Here is a 25,634-nt window from a genome sequence, read left to right as displayed (position 1 = left end):
CAGAGGGTCGAGGGAGAGAATCTCCCTCGCCAGCGCCACGAGGCACCGGAGGTGCCCGAGTGGCTTGCTGGCCGCCTGTTTGTGAGGGCCGTCTTTGACGGTGGCGAGTACGCCTGAATCTGCCCCGCAGATTCAGGGGGCCGACACCGGAGAAGCGTGACCCTCACAAACAGACTGTGGCCCTGGCTGCATCAGCAGTCGGGGCCACCCTGCCACAGTAAGCACGACATGTAGGAGGTGGATATGCGAGACAAGTTCTCGACATATTCGCGCACCACCGTGCGCCTCGATAAGGATTTAGACCGATTTGTCGAGGAGGTCGCACGGGTTTCAGGGGTGCAAAAAGCCGTCGTGTTCCGGGAAGCTCTCTACGTCCTCGCAGAGGAAGAGAGTGTACTAACGCAGAAGCGTTTGGCCCCGGATACGTTGCGCCGCCTGGACGAGATGAACGATCAACTGCGTCGGATTGGTGTCAATCTGAACCAGGTGGCGCGGCGCGCGAATATCGACGGTGTTGCACCTGTGTCTGAGTCTGTAGAAAGCATCGCTGAGGAAGTCACTTCTCTCCGCAGGGAGGTGAAGAACTTTGTCCACAATCAAGATTAATTACAGTCAGAACATCCGCGCGGCAACGGTCTACGCCGTCTACGGCACGGCAGAGGGTGCCCGCAAGGGCGAGGTGCGCGCTGATGCTTTATGCACGGTTCAACCAGGCGCTGAATCGTTGTCGCCACAGGCTACGTCAGGCCGTTGGTCAGGTGTGGACTTCATGGAAGCCAGTGTGGAAGAAATGGGGCGTTATGCTCCGGCTCAGCGCACTGATGAAGCAATTATCTATATCCAATCGTGGGCTAGAGACGAGCTAGATAAAGACGATCCAGCGGATGTAGCTCGGGCTAATGCAGCAGGCTCTGAGTTGGCGATGCGGCTTACGCGGGACACGGGAGTTCCGTTTACCGTTGCCACGCACACCGACAGTAAAAGCGGCTGCGTCCATAACCATATTGTCTTTGCCAACCATGACACTCGAACGAAAAAGGCTGCGCCGAGGGACATGCGTAACTGGTACAAGTTGCGCAATATCAACGACGAGTTGATGCGCGATTTGGGGATGCGTGTCTTAGAACGTGAGCCAGAAATATCGCTACTTCCTGCCGAGCGCAGGGCACGCAAGGAGGGCAAGTCCACAGACTCGACGGGCTTGACAGTAGATGAGTTGACTGCAAGCACGTGGGCGGATTTCGCGCGTAAGCGCATGGATGAACTGTGCGCGGATGAACGGGTGGCCGATGCTGGCGACCCACTGGAGAAGGCGATAGAGGTTGCTGGCGATTACAACCTGTCTCTAAAAGTGCAGCCCAATTCAAAGGCTGAAGGCGAGTCGTTGACCGTGGCCCTGGTCGGCGATGACGGCGAGGATGCCTACTTCACGAACACCACGAAGGCCGGGCGTACTCGAAAGCGTAAGGCAGCTAAAGCTGGCTCAAAATTGGGCCGCAGCTACTCGCTAGAGGGCGTGACCGAGCGCGTTAACGAGGCTCAAGCAGCCCTTCTTGCGCGGCAGCTTGCAGCACTTCAAGCCAATTCAACTGATGATGACCTGGAGGCGAAATACGGCTCCAGCCTTCTCGATGACGAGGAGGAAAACTATTACACCCAGGAGGTATTAAATCATGGTCTCAGTGACCCAGATGACGGAGTTAGCCCAAGCAGCGGCGAAGGGCAAGATGGAAAACGTCTTGAAGGTTCTCAGCCCGCGCCTGGACAAGGCGGAGAAGGCTATCAAGACGCTGCAGGAGAAACTGAAGAGTCTGCCGGAGGATACAGGGGACATTCTCAATTCTCTGCCCAGCGACTTCTCGACGAGGTTGACGCAAGCGGAAAGCGAATTAAGGAACGTAAAAAGCAATCTCGCCGCAAACAAGAACTACGTGAGCAGCAGTCACTTCCAAGTAACGATGATGGAAGTGCAGCAGATGATCACGGGTCTGATCAAGAATATCGAGGATCTGCCCAACGGCCTGGAGGGTGTGAAAGGGTATCTAATCGAGATAAGCGAGCAGATGTCGCGCCTGACAAGGATGCAACGACTGGTGCTCAAAGCAGCCGAAAGCCCCATCCATCTCGACAAGGATTCCAGCCAAGCAGTAGCCCAGAGCCTGAATGCTCAGATGACTTCGAGCCTGACTTCTAGCCTGGAACCGCTGGTAGAGGTGGCTGTATCTGAGGCAATGTCGAAAGAGTCTGAAAGCCTGCGCGAGGCAGCAAAAGCCTCTAAGAAGGCTCGCAACGCTCTGCTCCAGGAGAAGGAGGCCAACGAAAAGCTGCTGGAGGAGATACGCGCAGAACGCAAGCAGTATAACGACGACATGGAAAAATCGAACACGAACTTTATTAAGGCCTGCCAGTCTGCCTCGTGGATTGCAGCCAGTGTCCTCGTCGTTGCTATCGCGCTCGTTGCCGTTGGAGCCTTGGGGAAGGGGCTACTGAGTATGCTCGGCATACCCGACGGCGTGTCTGCCTTGTGGGGTCACGTCCAGGAGGCCAGCGGTATTGGCCCAACACTGGGCTGGTTGGCTCTCACCCTTCTCGTTATAGGGCTTGTCGTAGGGCTTATGGGCTGGATGTTGTCTCAGGCTGCGCCGGGTATTGCTCACTTAGTCGAGGAATACCGTCGCAATCACCCGAGGAAAGAAACGAACCACTAACTAGAACACGTGCACCGTAAAAAGTAAAAATCCCCACAACACAGCGTAGCGGTTAACCGCTACGCTTCTTTTATGCTCTCTCTGGCGCTGTTGCAAAGTTGGGGTAGTAGGAAGGGCGACGTGAAATAGTCACAGCCATGGGTGTCTTCTCCGGTTGTCATTTCCCCTCGTGGCATCATTCTGTGGGCGGTGCGGTGGTACTGCCGCTACGGGGTGAGCTACCGCGCTCTGGAGGAAATGATGACCGAGCGGGGCGTGCCAGTCGATCACACCACGATCTGCCGCTGGGTCCAGAAATACACCCTTGAGCTGGACAAGCAAACACGGTGGTACCGGCAGGTGAAATACCTCAACAACATCCTGGAAGGCGACCATGGTCGGCTGAAGCGGATCCTCGGGTCGAAAGGCGCGTTTAAGAACCGGACATCTGTATATCGGACGTTGAAAGGGATAGAGGCGATGCACTCATTGCGGAAAGGGCAAGACGCGATGTTTGCCAACAAGCAACCGAACCCGGACGCGGTGATCGTCAACCGGGTCTTCCAGAATATCTAAGCAGGCTGGACCATAATGCTGGCCAGGCGACGAAGAAAGGAGTGTTCGCGGTTCTCCACCCAACTTTGCAACAGCACCGCTAAAAACAATCGCGAAGCCTACAGCTTCACCTGGGATATGATCGCCGACAACTTTTCGACAAAAAATCGACTACTGCGGTAGAGCGAAGAAACTTACGCAACGAAATCAAGAAGGCCATTCATGACATTCTGTGTGTGGCCTAACGCTGGAATTACCTCCAATACTGGCCGCTGCCACGTTGATCAAGACAGTCACCTCAGTCCGACAGCGGCCGTCTCGTCCAGAACTCGACTAGACAGAACACAGAAGACTAGCGCCCTCCGGCGCGCTTTCTTTTTACCTGAAAGCACTTTGCGCTGATCTACCATCACAAATTAAAAGACCAGGTCAGGCTGCGCTGATCTACCATCATCTTGCTAGTTATCCACAGGGGTTTACCTGCGGGTTTACCTATTTTCCCAGGTGGCTTATAACTATATCCCTGTAGATCTATACCCCCAGCCGATCAACCAACAAAACCGTTCACTACGGGTTACTGTTTATGCTCCCGCCTCGCCTTGCGACTCGTTGGGCTGCCGCCCAAATCAATAGATTTGGTTGCTATTGAAAGCTAGCTCAACCTAAACCAGTCATTTCCTTACTTCCTTCTATACCGATAACGAATCGAATACAATGCCAACCAAAAAAGGAGTATTAAAGGCTCAAACCGCTAACGGTGATTCGACTAAACAACGGCTAACTGAGGGGAGATCTCCTACCCTATTCACCAAATAGTGTGTCCACTAAACAAGGGTAACCTCAGTAGTCGTGCTCTGGTTTGATGTCCGCTTATCTACATTCGCCCCCATTAAGGGTGAATCTTCAGATCAAAACTAGAAATACCTTACAAACAGTATTACACCTTTTAGGTAAGCCTTACTTTCCCTACTGTTCATGAATCGAGGTTTACCATGACCCAACAGTCCTCTACGCCCGCACGGAATACAAGCTCATCCAGTGGGTCGACGGCACGTTTAAACACCAGAGATCTCATCAACGCTGGCATCTTTGCTGCGCTTTACTTTGTAATCACTTTTGTAACCGGGATGGTTGGATTCGCAGGACCACAATTCATGTTCATTGGCTGGTTCATCGCGGCAATCGCAAATGGAATCGTGCTAGCGCTTTATGCCGCCCGCACGCCCAAAATGGGCGCTTTCACCCTTGTCGGCGGTATTAACGGATTAGCATTCATGCTCACCGGGCACTACTTCTGGACCTTGCTGGGAAGCATAATTCTTGGGTTTATCGCGGATTTGATTATCACAAAAAGCCACCTCGGGATTGCCAAGTCCTTCCCTATTGCCTATGGCGTCTTCTGTGCCTGGGTTCCTTTGCCTTTTATCCCGCTAATTCTGGATACGGACTCATACTACGTCGATATCGCAGACCAAATGGGCCAAGAATACGCCGATGCTATGTCGGATATCTTCCAGCCATGGACCATTGGAATACTGGCCATTTGTGCGCTCATCGTCGGCTTTATCGGAGGAAAGGTCGGAGTTCGCGTCAGCCGCAAACACTTTGAAAGCGCTGGTCTCCTGTGAGCCTGCAAAAACAGGGCGTGCTTCGTCGATCTTCGATCGATCCACGGACCGTGCTGCTTTCTGTTCTAGTAATCAATGCGGTAGCTCTCAGCCACGGCCACCTACCGACACTGCTGATTTCTATCGCCTTCAGCTCCATCGCACTAGCTACAGTAAAGCCACACTATGGTCTTATTTGCCTGTGCGCTTTTGCATTATCCTATCTAGGGTATTGGGGCCTATTACAGCTTCCTGGCTCCACATTTTTCGCTTTTTCGGCGGCAATTTTTTCGTGGCTAAGCCGTTTTGTCATCAGCATGTCCATCGGCGCATTCGGCTTGCTCATTCTCACACCATCCACGTTGACCTCAGCACTGCGGGACCTGCGTTTACCAGGCTGGGCCACCATTCCACCGGCCGTATTTCTGCGTGTTTTGCCGATCATCGTGGCAGAAGCCAAAGCCATCCGCGATGCCATGGTCCTTCGGGGTCTCCAGCCTGGAGTAAAAAGCTGGTTCACACAGCCCACACAATCGTCCGCGATGTTGATCATCCCCTTGTTAGGCGCCGTCGTCCGCGCTAGTGATGAGCTCGCTGCCTCTGCTCTTGTCCGCGGATTGGGAGGACCCGCACGCCCAACCACCACCGCTGATCTTTCCTTCAAGCTTGTCGATGCAACTGCAATAGCTGGGTTGGGCCTCGTTGTTGCCTCTGTCTGGCTTCCCACGGAGGTCCACTTATGAACGAACGCAGTGTCGCAACCAGTGTAAACGCCCATAACGTTTCTTTTACATATCCATTGGGCGCTCGGCCAGGCATTCAAGGTGTATCTGATGTGTCTTTTTCTGTCTCTCCAGGACAGTGTCTACTGATTACCGGTGATTCCGGATCGGGAAAGTCCACGGTACTCAAGTTGATCAACGGACTCATCCCCCATTTCAATCCAGGAGAGCTACTAGGCACTATCACTATTATAAAGGATGGCCAGGATTTTAACCCTGCGCAGGAACCGCTGTCCCGCGCCATCGAGTTCAGCGCCTCAGTATTCCAGAATCCACGGACGCAGTTTTTCACTGAAAGCGTCAATGCAGAATTGGCCTTCGGGCTAGAAAACCTTGGTGTGGATCCCACAGAAATTGAGTCGAGGATTCAATCAGCGGTCGAGTTGCTAGGCATTAACGATCTTCGGGGCCGGCGATTCAAAGAATTATCCGGTGGGCAGTTACAAACCGTGGCATGCGCATGCGCGCTTGTGTACCCGGGCAGCCTCGTGCTTCTCGATGAACCCACGTCCAATCTCTCCATGGAAAGCATCGATATTCTTGCACGCGTGCTACACCGCTTGAAGGAATTAGGCACAACGATCATTATCGCTGATCACCGTCTCTTTTTCTTAAAAGATATCGCTGACCAAGTTATTTACTTGACTCAGGGAAAAATAGCGCGCAGTTTCCACGCCCAAGAGTTTTATGCCTTAGACGAACCCGAACGCAAACAATTGGGGCTACGCAGCTTACACCACGTTCCACTCCCCGCGAGCGTGCCCGAACCACCCACGCCCGAAAACGCCGATCCCCAGCGGAGCGGACTCGAGTTAAGCGATATCCGTTTTTCTTATGGCACGCATGAGGTGCTCAACATTGACCACGCATTTTTCCCCAGCGGCGAAGTCACCGCCTTGATTGGGCCCAACGGTGTTGGCAAAACCACCCTCGCCAGGATCATTTGTGGTCTTGCTTCTCCCAAACGCGGCGGTAGTCTCCGTTTGAACAGCAAACGAGTAGGAGCAGCAGCTCGGAGGCGCAGCGCGTACATGGTGATGCAGGATGTTGGCCGCCAGCTATTCGCTGCCACCACCGAAGAAGAGGTCACGCTCGGACTGGCAAAGAAGAAGCGGGACCACATCGATGTCAACGAGATTCTCCATCGCCTCGATCTGGAAGAGATGGACCAACGGCATCCGCAGTCTCTGTCCGGTGGGCAACGGCAACGCTTAGCCATAGCTTCAGCCCAAGCCGAGCAAGCAGAGGTCTACATCTTCGATGAACCTACCTCTGGAGTGGGCTGGCGCCAACTGCAATCCATCTCTGCGCTGCTTCGATCTCTTGCAGCAAGCGGCGCAGTGGTCATCGTTATCACCCATGACCACGAATTCATCCAAGAATCAGTCACCAGAATCATCGATATGACGGAAATCAATAAGAATCGAGAAAGAAATGTCTGAGGTAAAACAAAGTTCCACAGAATCAAGCGGAACCCACGCACCAGAATCACACGATGCGTCACCGGAAGAAGAGGCTCGCGCAAAACAAAAAGCCGGCCAGGTCGCTCTAAAAAAGCTACTGGCCCCAGTGCAAACAACCATCTACTTCGCACAGTTTCTCGCGCTTATATCCTCGGTACTCGCCGTAGCACCCTACGTCGCGTTGGTGGCACTGGGAAATGCTCTAATCGACGGCAATACTGATGACGTCGCGTCCATTGTGAAATGGCTGCTTGCAGCATTTTTGGGCCAGCTATTCTTCTATTTCCTTGCCCTTGCGATCACCCACTTCGCTGATGCAAAGCTGGTGGGGATCAACCGGCGCCGAATTATTACCGCTATTGCGAAAGCACCGCTGTCTTGGTTTAGCCAGACTAATTCCGGCAAAGTCCGCAAAGCCGTCGAGGACGATACGCTAACTCTGCACACCCTGACAGCCCATGCTCCTGTAGAGCAAGTTGCCGCAATCTTCACGCCTCTTGCGCTTCTAGTTTATGCCTTTATCTTGGATTGGCGCCTTGGCCTACTTTCTATTGCCACTGTGCCCATTTTCCTAGCAATCCAGGCGTATTCAATGAAAGATATGGGCACAAAAACTGCGGAAATGGACGATTATCTTGGAGAGGTTTCTGCCACTGCAGTGGAGTTCTCCGAAGGTATTTCCGTCGTCAAGGCTTTCGGCACCGTTGGTAAAGCTCACGCGCGGTACCGCGAAGCTGCCCAAAAATTCGCGGAATTCTATTACGAGTGGGTACGTCCACTTCTGCGTGTTAGCGCAGTTTCAGAATCCGTGGTGGCGGTTCCCGTGCTCATCCTTATCAATGTAGGAGTCGGTTCTCTGCTAATAGCCGGGGACTATGTCACGGTTGCTGAAGTCATCGCCACAACATTGATTGCCCTGGTGATCCCGGGCACGATTCAAACCGTCGGCCGCATGATGTGGTCTTACCAGCTCGCTGGCAATGCGGCGTTGCGCCTTGATGAAGTCATGACAATTTCCCACGTGAAAGAAGGCCAAAAGAGCCTCGATGCCAGTAGTGAAGACATGGAGGTGGAGTTCCATAAGGTCAGCTTTAGCTACGCCCCAGACACACCAGTCCTCCAAGACTTTTCTGCGCAATTAAACGCAGGCACTGTCACGGCATTGATTGGCCCCTCCGGGTCTGGCAAATCCACAGCAGCAACGATGCTGGCGCGTTTCCAGGATCCAGATTCGGGCACAATCACTATCAACAACGTGGATATCCGTGATCTCACTTTCGACAGTTTGTACCGCACTGTGGCTTTCGTCTTACAAGATCCTCACTTACTGCGAATGAGTATTCGGGAAAACATTCGCCTTGCACGCCCAGAAGCTCGTGATGAAGAGATCTGGCAAGCAGCAGAGGCCGCGCACATAGCTGCTGATATTCGCGCTTTACCGGCTGGGCTCGACACCGTTGTTGGTGAGGACATCTCTTTATCCGGTGGACAACAGCAACGCATTTCTATTGCCCGGGCAATTATTACCAATGCCCCAATCTTGATCCTGGATGAAGCTACTGCGGCAACTGATCCTGACTGCGAAGCAGAAATTCAAGCAGCTCTAGCCACACTCGTCAGAGACAAGACCGTCTTAGTCATCGCCCACAAGCCAGAGTCCATCCAAGGCGCAGACCAAATAATCCGCCTCAAGCCTGTGAAGGATAATTCTCATGTCTAATGCCACCACGCCTGCTAGTTCGCGGCTTCGTGATCCGTTACTTACTCGCAGTGTCAAAAAGCTGCAAAGTCCTGTAGGTCATAAGCTCAATAAAAGGCATGCTTGTCTATCGCTTATCGTTGGCGTGCTTGACGGCCTCGCCGTTCTCACGCTCGTGCCACTTACAAAGGCACTCGATGGGGATACGACGATCGCACCATGGATGTGGACGCTTTTGGCAATTGCGCTCGTAGCTTTTGCGCTACGATTTTTCGCAACCATGGCCTCTTACCACACGGCCTTGGATTTCATCCGAACCGCGCACACGACTGTGGGCGATAAATTGGCAACGCTACCGCTCGGCTGGTTCATACCGGCTAATACCGGCGGGCTATCTCGTCTCGTCTCAGATCGTTTTATGGTGGCGGCCGAGACTCTTGCACATACTCAAGGCATGGTGTACCGCGATGGTGCAGCACTTATGACCCTGTTGGTTGGAGCGTGTTTCTGGAATCCGCGGTTGGGATTGGTCTTTCTAATCATCGCACCATTGGCGCTCGTGGTGATGCAGTTGGCTGCATGGATTCGTGAGAAAGCATCGAACCGCGCACTCGGGCCGAGTAAAGAGCTCTCCCAGCGCATCGTAGAATTTGCTAACCGCCAGCCGGCCTTGCGCGCGGCGGGAAAATCACAAGGGTTTGCGCCACTTGAGCAAGCACTAGAAATCGATCATAGAGCACGGATACGCGAGCTATGGGTATCCACATTAGCTTTGCTACTCAACGGCATAGTAGTACAGATCTTCATCGTGGCTCTCATTATGGTCTCCGCGGATCTTGCCGTTGAAGGCACCCTATCGCCACTAGAAACAATTGCGATCATCGGAATCAGCTTGAGGTTTACCCGCACGCTTGAGCAGCTGGGCTCTTGTTTCGTCGGTTTAGACGCAGGCCGTATCGCACTCGCAGAAACCGAGCTCATCACCGATGCCCCTTCCCTGCCAGAACCCACTACTCCGCGCACAGGAGACGGTTCGGGCAGTGTTGAGCTGCGCGATGTCACGTTTGGGTACGTAGATAAGCCGGTATTGGTCGATGTCGCCTTCCACGCCCAACCGGGCACCGTTACCGCCATTGTCGGTCCTTCTGGCTCCGGAAAGACCACAATTGCGCGCCTTATTTCACGATTCTGGGATGTAGATTCCGGGGCGGTCATGGTTGACGGCGTAGATATCCGCGAGCTTGGAACCGAACAGTTAATGTCCAGACTGTCCATGGTCTTTCAGGACGTCTACCTCTTCGACGACTCGTTAATCGCTAATATCCGCGTTGGTCGTCCCGACGCCTCCGATGAGGAAGTCTTCCGCGCAGCTGATCTTTCAGGCGTGACTTCTATTGCCAACCGCCTAGGGTGGCATACTCCTGTTGGTGAAGGCGGGCGGCTTCTGTCCGGCGGCGAGCGCCAGCGCGTATCTGTTGCTCGTGCGCTGCTCAAACAAGCGCCGATTGTCCTCTTTGATGAAGCAACTTCCGCGCTCGATGCAGAAAATGAGGCAAACATTCTTGCTGCGATGGACGAGCTACGGGAGCAATCTACTTTTATTGTCATCGCCCATAAGCTGGATACAATCAAATCTGCTGATCAAATCGTAGTCTTGGATGAACACGGGCAAGTCAGCCAGCTGGGCACGCATTCTGAGCTTTCCGATGTCCCCGGTATCTACCGTCACTTCTGGCAGCAACGCAAAGCAGCAAGCGGGTGGAAAATCAGTTCGGGACGCGATTAACGCGGGCACCGAGATCGGCATTGTTTGCGGGGGACTCCCTTCTCTCCCCCTCTCCCCCCGCAGCACGGAGCACCCTAAGTGCACCGACAAGGCTCAGAGCGAAGAATGCGGTAGCGGCTACGAGCGACCACTGCGCGGCGTTGGCCATGCCTTCGCTTAAGGCCTACACCACTGCCCCAGGCGCACGGTGGTTTGCGTTGCGGAGGCTTGCTCGGAGTCATCGACGGGAATATCCCGCAGCATCGTGCCGGTCAGCTGCGCGGAGGCGAACCCCAGGCCCAAGCCGTACAGGGTCAGCGGCGCGGCGATGATCCAATCATTCGTATCCGGCCCCATAAGCAGGACGAAGCTAAGGACGCCGACGGCTTCCAAGCCGAGCCCAATGAGCACGGTGCCAGACGCCCCGTACCGTGCCGCGACATGAGGGCTGATGCAACGGAGAAGAATGCACCGATTGCCATGGCTGCCAGCACCAGGCCAGACCACGTCGTGCAGAGGTCCAAAGTATTAATCAGGTACAGCGGCAACACGAAGATGATGGCAAACTCGCCGATTGCTACCGCACCAGCGGTGATATTGCCCCACGAGAACGTGGAATAAGAAAAACAATTCAAGATACAACAGCGCCGAGCGGTGACCCCGCTCGCGGTGCTCTTCCGACCTGATAAAAAGCGCGAAGCCCACGGCCGAGATCGCGAGCCCTAGCGGAACCGGTGAAATAGCCGCGTTTTCGAATCAGGTCCAGCCAAAGAAGCTGAATGAGTGAAGTGTCCCGGGTTTTGTTCCTAGGCATTTGCCTTGATTTCCATTATTTCTTGGGCCGGGTTGGTTTCCCAAAACTCTGACTCAACCTCAGCTGGCGTGCGATAGCCGAGACTTTGGTGAAGCCGTACCTCGTTCCACCAATTAACCCATTCAAACGTCGCGATCTCCACGTCAACCACGCTGTCCCACGACCGCCGATGAATCAGCTCATTTTTGTAGGAACCGTTGACGTTTTCGGCCAAAGCATTGTCATAGGAATCTCCTACTGTCCCGGTAGAGGCAGCAATTCCATACTCAGCCAGCCGTTCGTTGTAGACAATGCTGACGTACTGTGAGCCATGATCTGAATGATGAATCAGCCCCGTTGTTTCCTTCGCGCTGACAATCGCCTGATTAAGCGCCTGCAGCGGCAGCGCCTCGGTACGCATTGAATCAGATAGTGCCCACCCGACGATCCTTCGGGAGAACACGTCGGTAACAAAAGCGGTGTACACGAATCCTTTTCTAGTGCGCACATAAGTAATATCGGCCACCCACAATCGGGCCGGTGCCGGGGCGTTGAACTTGCGATTAACTAAATCAGGACGCAGATCTGGTCCCTTCGGCTTGCGGGTAGTAATAGGAGACTTACCTTTACCTTTGCCTCTGACTCCAGCAAGACGCATCAGGCGTGCGGTCTGCTCACGGCCAATGTCGATTCCTTCACGGCGCAGAGTATGCCACATCTTACGGATGCCGTAGACGCCAAAATTTTCTTCATGGACCTCGGCGATGTGCGCGACTAGAGCAGCGTCACGAAGACTGCGGGCACTCATACCACGGGCTTTTGATTGGCGGTATCCACGGGACGTGATGAAACCGCCAACACGGTGGGTGTTTAACGTCTCGCAAATGAACTCGATGGAGAAACGATCCCGATACTCATCGATGAACCGGATCATTTCCGACGTTTTGGGTCGAGTTCCGACGCGAAAAAAGCCGAGGCAGCCTTCAGTAGCTCATTGGTGTCGCGTAGCTCTTGATTTTCACGGCGTAGCCTCGCGTTTTCCGCGGCCAAGTCTTCAGGCACAGGTTCTGGGATGCTTCCCGCACGACGGGCCTGCTGGGTCCACTGACGAGCCGTGTGCCATGAAACCCCCAACTTTGGAGCTACTGCCTTGCACGCGGCTTGCATCGACATATTTTCCGCCAAGATACGGTCCTCTACAAGACGGACCACACGGTCCTTCGCATCCTGGTCAAATTTTCTTGGCATATTCCAGATTTTCCCATCTACTCAGACGGAACAAAACCTGGGACACTTCACTCCCACGTTTAATGATGTGTATGGGGGCTTCACTAGCTACATCGACGGTATGCAGCTATTTGCCCACAACGCCCCGTTTGACTCGAAAATGATAGTTGCTGAGTTTGACCGTATGTCCGGCGTCGACGATGATGAGGGCGAGGACGAGTTCTTTCCGTTCATTGACACCATTGACCTTGCCAAGCAAATGCTTGACCGTGGCCCCTACAACCTGCCCGCACTCCTTGACCGCCTGGGACTGGACAATCCGGACGCGCACGCGGCAGTAGCCGATGCGACCGCCACGGTGAACATGCTCCACTCCCTGTTCGGGTTCAAACGCGGCGAAATTGGACGCAAGATTTTGCGCCAAGGTCAAGCATTCCGCGCCACCAACACCTGGCGGGTAAGCCACGCCGCCCCACTGCTCCCCCGCGAAATATAGAGCACTCACCAGCACACACCAACCATGGCAGTCCATGCGGGTGGACATATGCTTTAGTATATGGCGGAACATACGCTATAACATATGTCCCGCCATATGGCAAGACTGGGGTTGCCCGCAAATCGTGGACACGTAGTGGAGCTACCTAGTGGTTAGGCAGCTATTTCTTTTATGCTGGTGGTTAGACCAATGCGGCTCTCAAAGTCGACGGGGCTAACCATTCCGAGTGCGGAGTGCCGGCGCCGACGGTTGTAGACGACTTCAATCCAGTAGGCAACGGCCTTGCGTGCGGCATCACGGGTTGCCCAGCGCTTACGGTCGTAGAATTCGGTTTTAAGCGTCGACCAGAATGACTCGGCCATCGCGTTATCGAAGCACACGCCGGTACGCCCCACGGACTGAGCAATGCCCAGGTTGCGGCAAACTTCCCAGAGCTTCTCGCTGGTGAATTGGGTTCCGCGGTCAGCGTGAAACACCAGTCCATCAGGAACGTCACCGCGCAGCGTATGCGCCATCTGCAGGGCCCGTTCGACCAGGTATGTATCTTGAACGCTATCCATAGCCCAGCCCAGCACCCTGCGGGAATGACCATCGCGGACTGCACACAGATACAACCAGCCTTCAGCAGTGCGCAGGTAGGTAATATCTGACATCCACACTCGGTTGAGCTCACCAGTATCAAACATGCGCTTGACCAGGTCAGGAAGCGTGGACTTACGCTTGGCTTGAATCGTAGTCACCGGGACAAAGGCACGCGGTGAAATCCCTTCAATGCCCATCATGCGCATCCGTTTAGCCACAGTCTTACGGTTAAGCGCAATGTGGTAGCGCTCGGTAAGTTCTGCGGTGACCCGCGGAGCACCATAAACCTCATCGGAGTCCGACCAAATCTGATGAATCTTACGATCGACATCGTCGTAGAATGCTGCACGATAATCTTCGCCGGATAGCCGCTTCTGCTGCGTATCAGCCCATTTGTAGTATCCAGACCGAGACACTTTTAAAAGCCGTGCCATACGTTTGATGCTGAAGTTCGCCTTCTCCTGCCGCATCAATTCGAACTTTTCGGCTCGCGTTGCTTTGCGGCGAAGAAGGCTGTCGCTTTTGACAAAAACTCGTTATCCATCTTGGCTTCTGCCAGTTCACGGCGCAGACGAGCATTCTCAGCACGAAGATCGGCCTCGCTCATCCCATCGGATGCTCCTCGGCGCTCACGCTCGAGTTTGACCCACCTGCCTAAAATTGTGGCTGATACGCCAATTTCCTTAGCCACATGAGCAATCGGGCGCTCTGACTCGATTACCAGGTTCGCGGCTTCACGCCGGTACTCCGGGGTGTACTTCTTCCTTGACGAACTCACAATGAACATCCTCTCCTACGGACACAAGATCCGTACCAATAGGGTGTCCACTAAACGAGGGTAACCTCAAGACATATAGCGGATCTGATGTGTGCGCTGATCTACCATCATTAGCCGATCAACCAACACAACTATCAAATACGGGTTGCGGTTCTTGCACCCGCCTCGCCTTGCGGCTCGTTGGGCTGCCGCCCAAATCAATAGATTTGGTTGCCACCAAACAGGGCGGTTTCAAGTGGTGGATGCATCACTTGAATAGTTCTTGTATCTTCTCTTCGGGTTTATACCAGTCGAGGACTTTTCTAGGGCGCCCGTTGAGAAGGTCTTGAATATGTTGGACATCCTTGTCGGTCAGAGTACTAAAGTCGCTTCCTTTAGGTAGGAAGTCTCTGACTAGCCCGTTGGTGTTTTCGTTGGTAGGTCACTGCCACGGCGAGTGCGGATCGCAGAAGTAAACTGCTAGTCCACGTGCGATGCTCAGCTTGTCGACTTGGGCTAGTTCTACGCCTTGGTCCCAGGTCAGCGTTTTGGTGATGTTGCGTATTTTGCCGGTGAACATCTCGATTAACTTGTCGACAGTTGTGGCGGAATCATGAACATCTAGTTTGCGGATCATGGTGTAGCGAGTACTGCGTTCCACACAGGTCACGAGTGCAGTGCTTCCTCCTTGTCCGATGATGAGATCGCCTTCCCAGTGTCCTGGAACAGCGCGGTCTTCAACGCTGGCAGGGCGCTTGCTGATGCGATAGTCTTCACCAATCCAGCTTCGATTACCGCGGGCTGGCAGGCGTGATTGTGGTTTTCGTCCGGTCCGCCCAGAACGCAGCGCTTTTTCTACCTTCAATTCCTGGCGTAAAGCGCCTTTGGCTTGGATGTAGAGAGCTTGGTAGATGGTTTCATGGCTAATTGACATATCCCCACCTTTACCGAAGCAGCGGGCAAGATAGTTCGAAATCTGCTCAGGTGACCACTTCGTGTTCAATCCCTCGATGACCAAGGCACGCAGCTGCGGGTTGGTATCGAGTTTGCGGGGTTTAGGCCTGGCTAAGCGGTCCACAGCCCGCTTTTGAGCTACGAGGGCATCGTAGCCATGCTCAGTCATCCCACGGGCGATTTCCCTGCTAATCGTCGACTGGTTGCGGCCCAGCTGGGCTGCAATCTCACGGTGAGTATGGCCCTGTTTCAGCAGGTAGGCTATCTCTATTCGGTCATGGCGGATAAGACGCTTTCCGCGTCCTACCTTCGATTCGGATTCAGTGGGATGATCATTGAGTATCAAACGCCCAGACATGCGATTATGATGCCACGCTTTAACCGTGGCATCACTGCGATCAACTACCTGACCGGCCTGTTTATAGCTTTTGCCAGCATCAACAAGCTGTAAAGCTTTAGCGATGCGATCCCGCTCGTGTTGTGCGGTTCCACCACGGTTGCCTTGGACGAGCTCAAACCCGTCCTGGGCAAGGTAGCTATAGGCCAACCGCTGAGGGAACCCGACCTCTTTAACTGCGCTGAGCACAGACCGGCCGCTTTCAACCAAAGCAACAACGTGTTGATACTGCTTGTCAACCAAACTCCGCTGACGCCGAGCACGGTTAAGCCCCTCGCTTTGGCGCCATGCCCTCGCCTGAACCTTCGAGACGCCCAACTCCTTCAGGATCAATGGCATCGGACGCGCATCATGCAGATACGCCTCCACAAACTGCTCACGTAGCTTCTTGTCACCTGACATCTACACAACCTCCTAGCTGTATAGATGCATTCACCACCTGAGCCCGCCCGTCCATTCATCCCCCTTTTTCCCCAACAAGTGGGCATCGACTAAAATTATTGTACTTCCTTCTTTCAGTAGTTGACTCAACAGAAACAACCCCCTCAAGGCCGTTTCCTTTCCAACTCTCTGCACAAGCATGGTCGTCGCCCCGAATTCTATCTGGCCTAACCATTCTTGCGGTGAGGTTGCACCCACGAGCTGCAAGGCTCCGTCACTACGTTCGCAAAGACGTCTTTGGCCCAGGCAGGTTCAATGTATGCGCTAGGTGCCTCACCTTCTGCTGGACGTACTAGAATGTGTCCGCTTGGAAGCTTTTCAAGAAAGGAATCTGAGAGCTCAAAAGAAAGTTCCAAAGGGGCCTCTCCATCACTAATGCTAACTAGCTGGTTGCCATCTTCGCGCTCTATTAACTTTGTCTTTGTTCCTGCGTTCTTCGATGGCGCCGGAGTGGTTATGCTGTCCTGCTGTGGAAGCAAGGATCCTTCGTTTATTTTTAAGCTTCCACAGCAGGACAGCATCACTTCCAAACCGGCTTAAGTGACAAAATGCCATCGCTAAAGTCCCGATTTGAGTCCCAGGACGTGCTCTTTAGGGTTAAGTAGCAAAAAGTGTGTCTGAGTTACAGTGATCTTGCTGCTCAGGTTGGGTAAATCGGGCGGATATAAGGTCTTGGTGCTTATATCCGCGCGTTTCGTGTTCAATCCATCGGAATGGCACCCGCATGTGCTAGTCGGGGGTTGGTGTGCTTTCCGGGTGAGTAAAAACAGACCACGATGCCCGGTATGTGCTGGGCAAATGAAGAAAAACGGAACCACATCCAAAGGCACAACCAGGTGGCGGTGCAAAGACCCGAACTGCGGCAGCTCCACGACACGAACTCGCACCGATCTCACGCAGGCCCGCAACTTTAAAGCCTTCGTCTCTTATGTCACCTCCACAGCAACGTTGTCTGAACTCGCCGGGCAACAAAGGGTGAGTCGTTGGACACTTGATCGCCGATTCGAACCGTTTTGGCTCATCGACATCCCCAACGACGGTGCCCCGCAGCGCGTCTACGATCAGATCTTCATCGACGGCACCTACACCGCGGCTGGCTGCCTACTTGTGGCAGCCAGCCGCGACCACGTCATTGCGTGGCACTGGACCAAACACGAAACAGCCCACGCATACACGCAGCTACTTCGCAAAATCGCCGAACCACTCTGCGTCGTCCTCGACGGCGGACAAGGCGCACTCACCGCGATTAAAGCCTGCTGGCCAAACGAGATGATTCAGCGTTGTCTCGTCCATGCACAACGCGTCATCCGCCGCTACACCACCTCACGGCCGCGCACCGACGCCGGCAAAACCATCTACGCACTGGCGCTGAAACTAACCCGTGTCACCACGCTCGAACAGGCACGGGAGTGGACGCTACGTCTGCACGACTTCGGTCAGGTATTCAAAACATTCCTCAACGAGAAAACACCCGTGCCAAAAGAACGCCGAACGCCCAATAACCAGTGGGAATGGACTCACATGCGGGTACGCAAAGCCTACAACTCACTGCTGCACCTCTCGCGCAACAATTGGCTGTTTACTTACCTTAAGCCACCACCGAATGCGCTTGATCCTAACCGCTGGGCTTCAACGACAAACAGTCTTGAAGGCGGCATAAACGCCCAGCTCAAACGCATCGCCGATGCGCACCGAGGCAGGTCTGGGGAACGCCAACGAAAAATGCTCGAGTGGTACCTCCACACCAAAAAGCAACTGCCTGACGATCCGCTAAAAATCGCCAGGCAGTGCAATTATGGCCAAGATCAACTCGCCAAAGTCAACGATCTTGCCGAAGAAGACCACAACAAAGCCGACCAAGAAACAGGCCGACCAGCCTTCTACGACAACGCTATCCCAACCGAGTACGAACACGGCGGATTCTAGTGGTCGTGGAAACACTTCCTATGTTTCGGTTGAGTTTATCAGTGCGGCCATTTTCTCGGCTGGTGTTTGAAAGCCCAGGGTTTTGCGGGGTCGGCGGTTGAGTTGCATGGCGACGAATTCTAGGTCCGCTGCACTATGGACGTTGAGGTCTGTCCCTTTAGGGAAGTACTGTCTTAGTAGTCCATTGGTGTTTTCATTGGTGCCTCGCTGCCACGGCGAACCAGGATCGCAGAAAAACACGGGACAGTTTGTAGCTACAGAAAAGGCCTTATGGCAGGCCATTTCACTTCCCTGATCCCAGGTAAGTGATCCTTTGAGATGATCTGGCAAGGTAGCAATCGCTTTTGTAAGTGCTTCATTTACTTCGGTAGCACTATGCCCATTCGGTAAATGCAGCAAGATGACATAGCGCGTGGTTCGCTCTACTAGCGTTCCAATTGCGGACTTATTACCCGCGCCTAGAATGAGGTCGCCTTCCCAATGACCTGGTACTGCCCGGTCGTCTACTTCTGCTGGGCGGTCGGAAATCATCACCATAGGGTCAACAAACCGCTTGCGGGCACTGCGCGTGCCACGAGGTCGACGTTGGGCGTGACCGCGACGCAGTGCAGCAGCGACTTCCTTTTTCAACTCGCCTTTAGCCTGGAAATACAAAGACTGATAAATCGTTTCAGGACACACGTACATAGTCTCATCACCGGGATAGCAGCTGCGCAACCTCCCAGAAATCTGCTCTGGCGAGTACCTATCTTTCACCATCGCCCAGACCACCTCACGCAAGCGTGGATTGGTATCAATCTTGCGCTTTTTCGGTCTAAACCTACGCAACACCGATTTACGGTGCGCATACGTGGGAAGATATACCCCAAACTCATCCCGGTTGCGTTTAAGTTCCTTGCTGATAGTTCCAGCAGAGCGCTGAAGACGCCGAGCTATCTCACGTACACCTTTGCCTTGCCGGTCAAGATCAAAGATGAGCTCGCGCTCTTCTATCGATAGATAGCGCGAAGAAATACGCCTATCGATACGCTGTTGGGAAATAACCTGGACTGGAACTGCTTGGCGACCATCAACGTACTCGAGTACCTGCATAAGCCTGTTATACAGCGCCACATCCGGGCCATCCGGGACAAAAGGCACACGCCCGGTGGAAAGCTTAATGACGCCTTTGTCTATATCAGCAGCATTACGCGGATGAATGCCACAGGCTAAAGCGGCATCTTTGCGTCCTAAAGCATTTACACGCAGTTGCAGATAACTACACCGGCGAGTTGTTGCCGCAGCTTTGCGGCCGTACGGATTGCGTTTCCACAAACCAAGCTCAATACCGATTCGATATACCGGAGTAGAGCCTATAGAAAGCTGGCGCGCAATATCCATTGGTGCCACACCTTCAAGCCACAGGCGAGCTATTTTCTGACTGTCAGCCGAGCTAATACGCCTGCGGCGCTTGCGCGGCAAGTCCAACTCACCAGCAAGCCGATACGCCACCGAACGCGCTAAACCAACCACCCCAGCAGCCGCCCGTATTGAACTACCAGCCCGAACCAACGACGCAAACCGCGCCACAACAACAGAATCCGGAACCCATTTCGACTCCACACAATCACCCAACCCATGTCAGGTGTTTCCACGACCGCTAGAAATCAAGCACTCGATAGGAATCAGAAAAGACCCCATGAAGTAACTAACCGTGTACCCGCCCCGCAACACGCCGAACGGACACACATTCTGCTACTTAACCCCCGATGCAGTCAAGGACTCGATCGGGTGGCCACGGCGGAGCGGCGTAGATAATTCTGCTGCGAGAGAACGCTCGCTGTTTAAACGTACTTCGACAAACTCAGGCCGGGAAGAACGAGGTCAGAGAAGAAGGCGCTAATTTTCTTTACCCGCTCGACAACAGCAGCGATGGTCTCGCCTAGTTTGCCGAACGAAGAACTGTGGAAAGAAGAGCCATCGGCTGCAGCGTTGTCGCCCGAAGGCTTCTTTTCTGGGGCCCCATGGTCAGATGGTTCAGCGTTTTCGGAGGCACCGTCGAATGCCACGGTGAGATCAGAGTTGGCATCGTCAAGCGGCTGCCCCACCGGGTACTTGCCCAAGAAAATGTCGGAGCCCGTCTGGGTCAGCGAGGTGGGGGCATCAGTTGTGGCGTAGGACTTGCCGGTTTCCGGCACCAAGGGCTCAGTAAGCGTGAAGGTAGAGATTGCGGCGTCATCGCCAGACAATTCAACCGGCTTGTTCTTAAGCGGGCCCGAGGCGCCCGTAAGTTTATAATCTGCGGTGATGGTGGCGTTTTGGCCTGCTACTTCTACCTTGATATCCGAGAATGTGAGATCGACGCCGTAGGAACCATTAGGGCCGAAGCCTGGATAGCCTTGAATCTGCACGGATCCCTGAGTGCCAATAGTGCCGTTTCCCTCAGCATCCAGTGTGGTGTAGGCCGCATCGACTGGGAAGGTGAAGTCCTTTCCTACCTTCTCCGCGCCGTCGGTGGTATTGATTATGCCTTTGGCAAGCGGGTTGGTGTCCACGTGGTGAATGAAGGATTCCTTGATGGGCCAGTTCAATTGGCCGGATTCCACGGCGGGGACATCGGCCGGAGCCTCATCGGCAGAGGCTACCGGTGCGGTGACGGCGCCGAGTGCAACCGCTCCAACGGCGATGACGGATGTTGTTTTCATGAATTTCTCCTCTTGAGAGCAGTGGTGAAGCTTCGCCTAAAATATTAGGCTAGCCTTACCTTAATTGGAAAATTAGAAAAAGTAAATCAGTGGCGCTTATCAAGCTCGGCGAAGATTCCCGAGTTGAAAGCGAATGCGCGCTGCGCCTCCGAGAGCAATGCCTCGCGCTGCTCCGCAGTCAGCATGAGACTGTCTAGGCGTTCGCGATAGCCCTTGCGGTACGGCGGAATCTTGCCGATGGCACTGAAGTCATAAAAGTTCAGTGCATCCGGTTCGATGTCATAAAGCGTGCCGAGGCGCGCGGCAATCACCTGGCCGCCGGAGATATCACCGAGATACCGAACATAGTGGTGGGCTACCACTTCTGCCGCACTGCCGGATACCTCTTCTAGGCGGGCAACGTAAGATGCCGTGGCCGGCAGGATTCGGATCTTTTCGCGCCAGTCGCTACCGACGAGCGTCGCCAAATCCGCCTCCAGAGCGAAGCGCCGCTCAAGGCGGGGATCAGCCACCGCACCGGCGATTGGAGTATGCGCCACACTGCGGACTGCATGCTCCAGAGCCTCATAAACAAACCACAGCTGGCCGCTCAAATCGGCTGCGGCCTCAGCGCTCAGCTGGCCCGACATGAGCCGCTGCATAAACGCAGAACCCTCCGCGTTCTCGTGAGCGTGGGCGGTCTCCTCGCGCAATGCGACGGATAATGGTTTCTTGAGTGTCACAGTCACTGACTTCCTCCAAAGTAATGCTTACCTAATCTCTAGATATAAAAGTAAGGTTAGGCAATCCTTATTTACAAGGCTTGTGGGGAGAAATCAACCAAAAGAACTAACTCCCCACCCCCGCCAGCAGTGCTCACGGTATTAGGATGCGGCTGCCGGCACGGCGCACTTAGCTAACCCCTATTACCGGTGGAGAAGAGCACGAACGCTCTCAAGGGCGCCTGACTTTATAAAGGCCTGCCCAAGAATGGCAAACATGCTGCCAATGGTTGCTACGCCCAAGATGTAGTTCCACACCTTGGCAAAGCTAGAACCGGAGGGAGTGTCCTTCTCTGGCTTATCAGTTCCCGGCTTCTTAGACTCCGAAGATTCAGGACTCTTTGGGGTCTCCGGCTTCTTCGGCGGTGCCGGGGTCTGCGAGGTCGCTGGTGGCTGACTCTGTGGCTTCTCTTCCTTTTCCGGCGAAGCTACCGGCGGCTCCGGAGCAGGCTCATTCTGCGGCTTTTCCTGATCCTGCGGCATTTCTTCCTTCTTCTGGCCACAACCAGAGGAAACCTTGAGGGTTAGGTGGGCGTCATCAAGCTCAGGCTTGTTCTCCGAGCTATACATGCCCATGAAAAGTTGGTCTACGCCCTCGACTTTTCCATCTCTTGTTCCCTGCTGCTCCTTGTACCGCACATCGCTGGCGGAAAGGGTGAGTGTATCGCCCTCCTTGGTCCATTGCGCCGTGCCGTGGCCAAAGATCCCATCCCCGGTGCGCTTATTGGCGTCGATGTGGTCGTCCTCGGTGTATTGAAGCATATTCTTACCCTCTACGTGATAGACCTCGTAGCCGGAACCGAGATGGGCTTTATTACCGGAGGTCTTGATGAAAGGTGCCACAACCGTGGAATGTAGAGCGCCGTGGTGACCGGTGAACGTAATCGAGGAGTCTTTGCTTTCGATATTGGACGACACCACATTGCCCTCCTCATCCACCGTTATCGTAGAGGTTTCAGGATCGACCTCGAAGCCGAAAGAGAAATCCTTCCCCTTAGGATCACCGGTTTGCGTCACTGGGCCACTAGTGGACCAATCACCAGCAGCGAAACCGGTTTTGAGGTAGGAACGCCACGAGTACTTAATTCCCCAGTTCAAAGAACCGGATTCGATGGTGCAGGTTTCTTCCGCAGAAGCGTGTGGCACGGTGAGTGCGGTCGCCGCGAGAGCGGTGACCACTACTTTCTTAAACATGGAAATCCTCCTATTTGTGTGAGAAGAGTGGGTTGATGGTGGGCGTTGCACGCTGCGGGTGTACCCGCAGCCCCTCGACGGATATCGGCCAGCCATACACTTGAGACAAGGTAGGACTGGTAAAGACCTCATCTACGCGCCCTTGGGCTGCTAATCCCCCGCACGCCAGGCATACGAGATGATCACAATATGCTGCTGCCGCATTGAGGTCATGCAGCACCACGAGGACGGCGACGCCTGCCTCGCGGGCAAGGGCTTTTACTGAGCCCAACAGTTGTTCTTGGTGCCGGATATCCAGCGCGGCCGTTGGCTCATCGAGCAAGATAACCGGGGTATTTTGGGCAAGCACACGTGCGAAGGCCGCGCGGGCGCGCTCACCGCCAGACAGCGTGCTGATGTCTCGGCCTGCTAAGTGCGCGACGCCGGCGGTATCGAGGGCGGCGTCAATAAAGTCATCGTCAAGGTCTGCGTAGGCAGTTCCTTCCCACGGGCGGCGCCCCATCGCAACGACATCGCGGACGAGGAATTCGAAGGACACCGAGACGTCCTGGAGCATCACCGCACGCGTGCGCGCGAGCTCTCGCGCTGGCGCCTTGGGCGATAGCCCACCCACGGTGATCTCGCCAGAATAGTCGAAGTCTCCGGCGACGGCGGCAAGTACGGTGGATTTACCGGCGCCGTTCGGGCCGATAAGCCCGGTAACTTCGCCCGCTTGGGCGGTAAAGGACACTTGGTCCACCAGGGTGTGCTCCCCCACGCGAACAGTTAAGTCTTTGACGTTTATCATCAGTGCACTCCTTTGCGCATCATGCGCCGTAGCAGGATGAAGAACGTGGGACCGCCCACCAGCGCGGTGAAAATGCCGATGGGAAGATCCGCAAAAGGAATCATCGTGCGCGCTGCCACGTCAGCGAAACCAATGAGCACAGCACCGCCAAGGGCGGAAGCCGGCAGCAGGATGCGGTTTTCTGGTCCGACGATGCTGCGCAGCAGGTGGGGAACGATAAGTCCCACAAAGCCAATGAGGCCGGCGAAGGAAACGGCCGCTGCAGTCAACACTGCCGATGCCACGATCGCCACGATGCGCAGCCGCGGCACGTTCACACCGGTATGCGCGGCGGCGCGCTCGCCGAGCGCGAGGACGTCTAACTGCTTACCCAGGCGCAAGGCCACTGCGAGACCAACCATCACGATGGGCAGTACCGCCCACAGGTGTTTCCACTGTGAGCCGTTGAGGGAGCCCATCTGCCAGAAGATGATCGCTTCACGGTTGGCGGTCGGCGCTAGGTACACCATGAAAGAGATAATGGCGTTGCATACCGCATTGATGGCGACGCCGGTGAGAATCAGGTGCACCACGGCCACCCGTCCGTTGTGGCGCGCAAGCTGATAGATAATGAAGGTAACCAGCAGCGCGGTCAGGAAGGCCGCAGCGGGAACGGTAAAGGTACCGAAGAACTCGATATTAAAGACGATGATCACGGCCGAACCAACGCCCGCGCCGGAGGTAACGCCAATAATGGAGGGTTCTGCCAAGGGGTTGGCAAATACCGCCTGCATCAGCGTGCCGGCAACGCCCAAGGCCGCGCCCACCACGAGCCCCAAGACCAAACGCGGTAGGCGGATGTCCCACACCACGCTTGCGGTCAAGGAATCCTCCCCGTGGCCAGCTGCCAAAATGGGAAAGAGATCAGACAGCGGTACATAGTATTGCCCCAGCACGACGGAGATGATCGCCGCGACAACGATGAGGATCCCCAGCAGTACGAATACCCGAGTGCGCTGCGTGCGTCGGCGCGCGAAGGTGTCCGGGTCTTTACTCATTGTCCGGGTCATACACAGCCTTTGCTAGCTTCACCAGCGTTTGCCCAGTCATGGGACCAAATGCCAACGACTGGCCGTCCGGAATGGTCACGATGCGCTTCTTTTGGCCGGCGGTGGTTTGAGCAACGCCGGGCCGCTCCAGCAAGCCGTCAATTCCGCCGGTGGATTCCAGGCCATTGGTCATCATGATGATCACCTCTGGATTGATGCGCGCCAGCGCCTCAGCATTAGCGGGTTCCGCATAGGAAAGGTTGTTTTCTGCAGCCAGATCCACACCGCCAATGCCTTCAATCAGATCTTGCGCACCGGTACCATCACCCATGATGAAGAAGACGCCACCGTTTCCGCGTGCGTAAAGGAACGCCATGCGCATTGGATCATCGGGAACCAACTTCTTGATGGCTTCCTTTGCCTCGTCGATTTCCTTGGTGGAACGATCCGCCAGCTCGCGTGCTTCATCGGGCAGGCCGAGGGCATCGCCAAGCGTGGTGATGTCCTCACCCACCGAATCGATCGTGCGCTCAGGTTCCATCACCACGGTGGTGACACCCGCCGCGCGGATTTGATCGATGGCATCGCGCGGGCCAATGGAATGGTCTGCAATGACGAGCGTCGGCTGCAGCTCCAGCACCGCCTCCACGTTGATGTTGTGGCCACCTTCGGTCACCACCGGGAGATCCGCCAGGTTGGGCTCGGTAGAAGAAACTGTGCGACCGACGATATTATCCGCAAGCCCCAAGCCGCTAAGGGTATTGGTGTAGGTGCCATAGATATCCAAAGCCAGGATGCGGGAGGCATCGGTGACGGTAACGTCGTTACCATCGGCATCGGTAAGCTCCACCGGAAGCGCCGGCTCTGCCTTATCAGTAACCGGTTCGATTTCGTCAAAACCTTTGACGTCACTGACACCTTCAAAAGACCTGGGATCCGAGAGATCAGCGGGATCCGGTAGCTGATCGGTATAGCTTCCCTGCACACCGCACGCGGTAAGACTGAAGATGCACAGGAATGGTACGAGGAAACGAAGAACGAGTTTCACG

21 protein-coding genes and 1 pseudogene are annotated in these 25,634 nt (G+C 54.7%); 11 read left to right on the top strand and 11 right to left on the bottom strand.

Annotated elements, in window-relative coordinates; all coding sequences use genetic code 11:
- The first annotated feature begins 243 nt into the window (after window positions 1-243).
- From mobC to ACLI1L_RS03340, 9 genes and pseudogenes are all read left to right on the top strand, one after another.
- Window positions 244-606, top strand: coding sequence for a plasmid mobilization relaxosome protein MobC (gene mobC, locus ACLI1L_RS03380; protein WP_411708041.1), 363 nt, complete (start codon window positions 244-246; stop codon window positions 604-606).
- Window positions 587-2,194: a relaxase/mobilization nuclease domain-containing protein gene (locus tag ACLI1L_RS03375; RefSeq protein ID WP_411708040.1), complete on the top strand. Its 1,608-nt coding sequence runs from the start codon at window positions 587-589 to the stop codon at window positions 2,192-2,194. Before mobC ends, ACLI1L_RS03375 begins: the two co-directional genes overlap by 20 nt.
- Entirely contained in the window at window positions 2,172-2,708 is a 537-nt protein-coding gene (locus tag ACLI1L_RS03370; RefSeq protein WP_246819292.1) for a hypothetical protein, read from the top strand. Before ACLI1L_RS03375 ends, ACLI1L_RS03370 begins: the two co-directional genes overlap by 23 nt.
- A gap of 137 nt (window positions 2,709-2,845) precedes the next feature.
- Window positions 2,846-3,263, top strand: a pseudogene (locus ACLI1L_RS03365) (DDE-type integrase/transposase/recombinase).
- Between the two features lie 971 nt (window positions 3,264-4,234).
- Window positions 4,235-4,870, top strand: a complete 636-nt coding sequence (locus tag ACLI1L_RS03360; protein WP_070769498.1) for an MptD family putative ECF transporter S component — start codon at window positions 4,235-4,237, stop codon at window positions 4,868-4,870.
- Window positions 4,867-5,592 carry an energy-coupling factor transporter transmembrane component T family protein gene (locus ACLI1L_RS03355; protein ID WP_083319254.1) on the top strand — a complete coding sequence of 242 codons (726 nt, stop codon included), beginning with the start codon at window positions 4,867-4,869 and terminating at the stop codon, window positions 5,590-5,592. The genes ACLI1L_RS03360 and ACLI1L_RS03355 overlap by 4 nt, the downstream gene beginning before the upstream one ends.
- Complete coding sequence (locus ACLI1L_RS03350) at window positions 5,589-7,073, top strand: ABC transporter ATP-binding protein (RefSeq protein WP_070769499.1); 1,485 nt, start codon at window positions 5,589-5,591, stop codon at window positions 7,071-7,073. The genes ACLI1L_RS03355 and ACLI1L_RS03350 overlap by 4 nt, the downstream gene beginning before the upstream one ends.
- Window positions 7,066-8,814, top strand: a complete 1,749-nt coding sequence (locus ACLI1L_RS03345; RefSeq protein WP_150850420.1) for an ABC transporter ATP-binding protein — start codon at window positions 7,066-7,068, stop codon at window positions 8,812-8,814. The genes ACLI1L_RS03350 and ACLI1L_RS03345 overlap by 8 nt, the downstream gene beginning before the upstream one ends.
- Window positions 8,807-10,579 (top strand): ABC transporter ATP-binding protein, encoded by a 1,773-nt coding sequence (locus ACLI1L_RS03340; RefSeq protein ID WP_070769501.1) that lies wholly within the window; start codon window positions 8,807-8,809, stop codon window positions 10,577-10,579. The genes ACLI1L_RS03345 and ACLI1L_RS03340 overlap by 8 nt, the downstream gene beginning before the upstream one ends.
- Before the next feature lie 156 nt (window positions 10,580-10,735).
- Here the strand turns inward: ACLI1L_RS03340 and ACLI1L_RS03335 are convergent, their stop codons facing one another.
- Window positions 10,736-10,969, bottom strand: coding sequence for a hypothetical protein (locus ACLI1L_RS03335; RefSeq protein WP_070769502.1), 234 nt, complete (start codon window positions 10,967-10,969; stop codon window positions 10,736-10,738).
- Window positions 10,970-11,364: 395 nt separating this feature from the next.
- Window positions 11,365-12,599 (bottom strand): IS3 family transposase gene (locus ACLI1L_RS03330; protein WP_167315507.1). Its coding sequence is split into 2 segments (ribosomal slippage): window positions 11,365-12,311 and window positions 12,311-12,599, totalling 1,236 coding nucleotides; the frame shifts between segments, so codons are not numbered across the junction.
- Between ACLI1L_RS03330 and ACLI1L_RS03325 the strand changes: the two genes are divergently transcribed.
- The gene (locus ACLI1L_RS03325) at window positions 12,502-13,074 is read left to right on the top strand and encodes an exonuclease domain-containing protein (RefSeq protein WP_411708039.1); all 573 of its coding nucleotides are present in this window, start codon (window positions 12,502-12,504) and stop codon (window positions 13,072-13,074) included. The two genes, ACLI1L_RS03330 and ACLI1L_RS03325, sit on opposite strands and share 98 nt — an antisense overlap.
- A gap of 152 nt (window positions 13,075-13,226) precedes the next feature.
- Here ACLI1L_RS03325 and ACLI1L_RS03320 read toward each other — a convergent pair.
- A protein-coding gene (locus ACLI1L_RS03320; RefSeq protein ID WP_411708038.1) for an IS3 family transposase occupies window positions 13,227-14,443 on the bottom strand; the annotation gives its coding sequence in 2 pieces (ribosomal slippage) (window positions 13,227-14,182 and window positions 14,182-14,443; 1,218 coding nt in all).
- A gap of 412 nt (window positions 14,444-14,855) precedes the next feature.
- Complete coding sequence (locus tag ACLI1L_RS03315) at window positions 14,856-16,166, bottom strand: IS30 family transposase (protein ID WP_411708037.1); 1,311 nt, start codon at window positions 16,164-16,166, stop codon at window positions 14,856-14,858.
- 795 nt (window positions 16,167-16,961) lie between these two features.
- On the opposite strand from ACLI1L_RS03315, the gene ACLI1L_RS03310 reads away from it, so the two are divergent.
- Window positions 16,962-18,131: an IS1249 family transposase gene (locus ACLI1L_RS03310; protein WP_411708036.1), complete on the top strand. Its 1,170-nt coding sequence runs from the start codon at window positions 16,962-16,964 to the stop codon at window positions 18,129-18,131.
- 18 nt (window positions 18,132-18,149) lie between these two features.
- Here ACLI1L_RS03310 and ACLI1L_RS03305 read toward each other — a convergent pair whose 3' ends face one another.
- From ACLI1L_RS03305 to ACLI1L_RS03275, 7 genes are all read right to left on the bottom strand, one after another.
- Window positions 18,150-19,223, bottom strand: a complete 1,074-nt coding sequence (locus ACLI1L_RS03305; protein ID WP_411708351.1) for an IS30 family transposase — start codon at window positions 19,221-19,223, stop codon at window positions 18,150-18,152.
- A gap of 731 nt (window positions 19,224-19,954) precedes the next feature.
- On the bottom strand, window positions 19,955-20,815 hold the full coding sequence (locus tag ACLI1L_RS03300; RefSeq protein WP_316328749.1) for an HtaA domain-containing protein: 861 nt from the start codon (window positions 20,813-20,815) through the stop codon (window positions 19,955-19,957).
- 86 nt (window positions 20,816-20,901) lie between these two features.
- On the bottom strand, window positions 20,902-21,543 hold the full coding sequence (locus ACLI1L_RS03295) for a heme oxygenase (biliverdin-producing) (protein WP_408918517.1): 642 nt from the start codon (window positions 21,541-21,543) through the stop codon (window positions 20,902-20,904).
- Between the two features lie 177 nt (window positions 21,544-21,720).
- Window positions 21,721-22,770, bottom strand: coding sequence for an HtaA domain-containing protein (locus ACLI1L_RS03290; RefSeq protein ID WP_316328751.1), 1,050 nt, complete (start codon window positions 22,768-22,770; stop codon window positions 21,721-21,723).
- Between the two features lie 10 nt (window positions 22,771-22,780).
- Complete coding sequence (locus ACLI1L_RS03285) at window positions 22,781-23,557, bottom strand: heme ABC transporter ATP-binding protein (protein ID WP_316328752.1); 777 nt, start codon at window positions 23,555-23,557, stop codon at window positions 22,781-22,783.
- Window positions 23,557-24,606 (bottom strand): FecCD family ABC transporter permease, encoded by a 1,050-nt coding sequence (locus tag ACLI1L_RS03280; protein ID WP_396335065.1) that lies wholly within the window; start codon window positions 24,604-24,606, stop codon window positions 23,557-23,559. The genes ACLI1L_RS03285 and ACLI1L_RS03280 overlap by 1 nt, the downstream gene beginning before the upstream one ends.
- Window positions 24,587-25,633: a hemin ABC transporter substrate-binding protein gene (locus ACLI1L_RS03275; protein ID WP_238800689.1), complete on the bottom strand. Its 1,047-nt coding sequence runs from the start codon at window positions 25,631-25,633 to the stop codon at window positions 24,587-24,589. Before ACLI1L_RS03275 ends, ACLI1L_RS03280 begins: the two co-directional genes overlap by 20 nt.
- Window position 25,634: the final 1 nt, after the last annotated feature.

It is taken from the genome of Corynebacterium sp. LaCa117 (assembly GCF_046717765.1).
GTDB classification, from domain to species: Bacteria; Actinomycetota; Actinomycetes; order Mycobacteriales; family Mycobacteriaceae; genus Corynebacterium; species Corynebacterium kefirresidentii.
The sequence above is the reverse complement of the archived record's forward strand: the minus strand, read 5'-3'. Positions and strand labels throughout refer to the sequence as shown.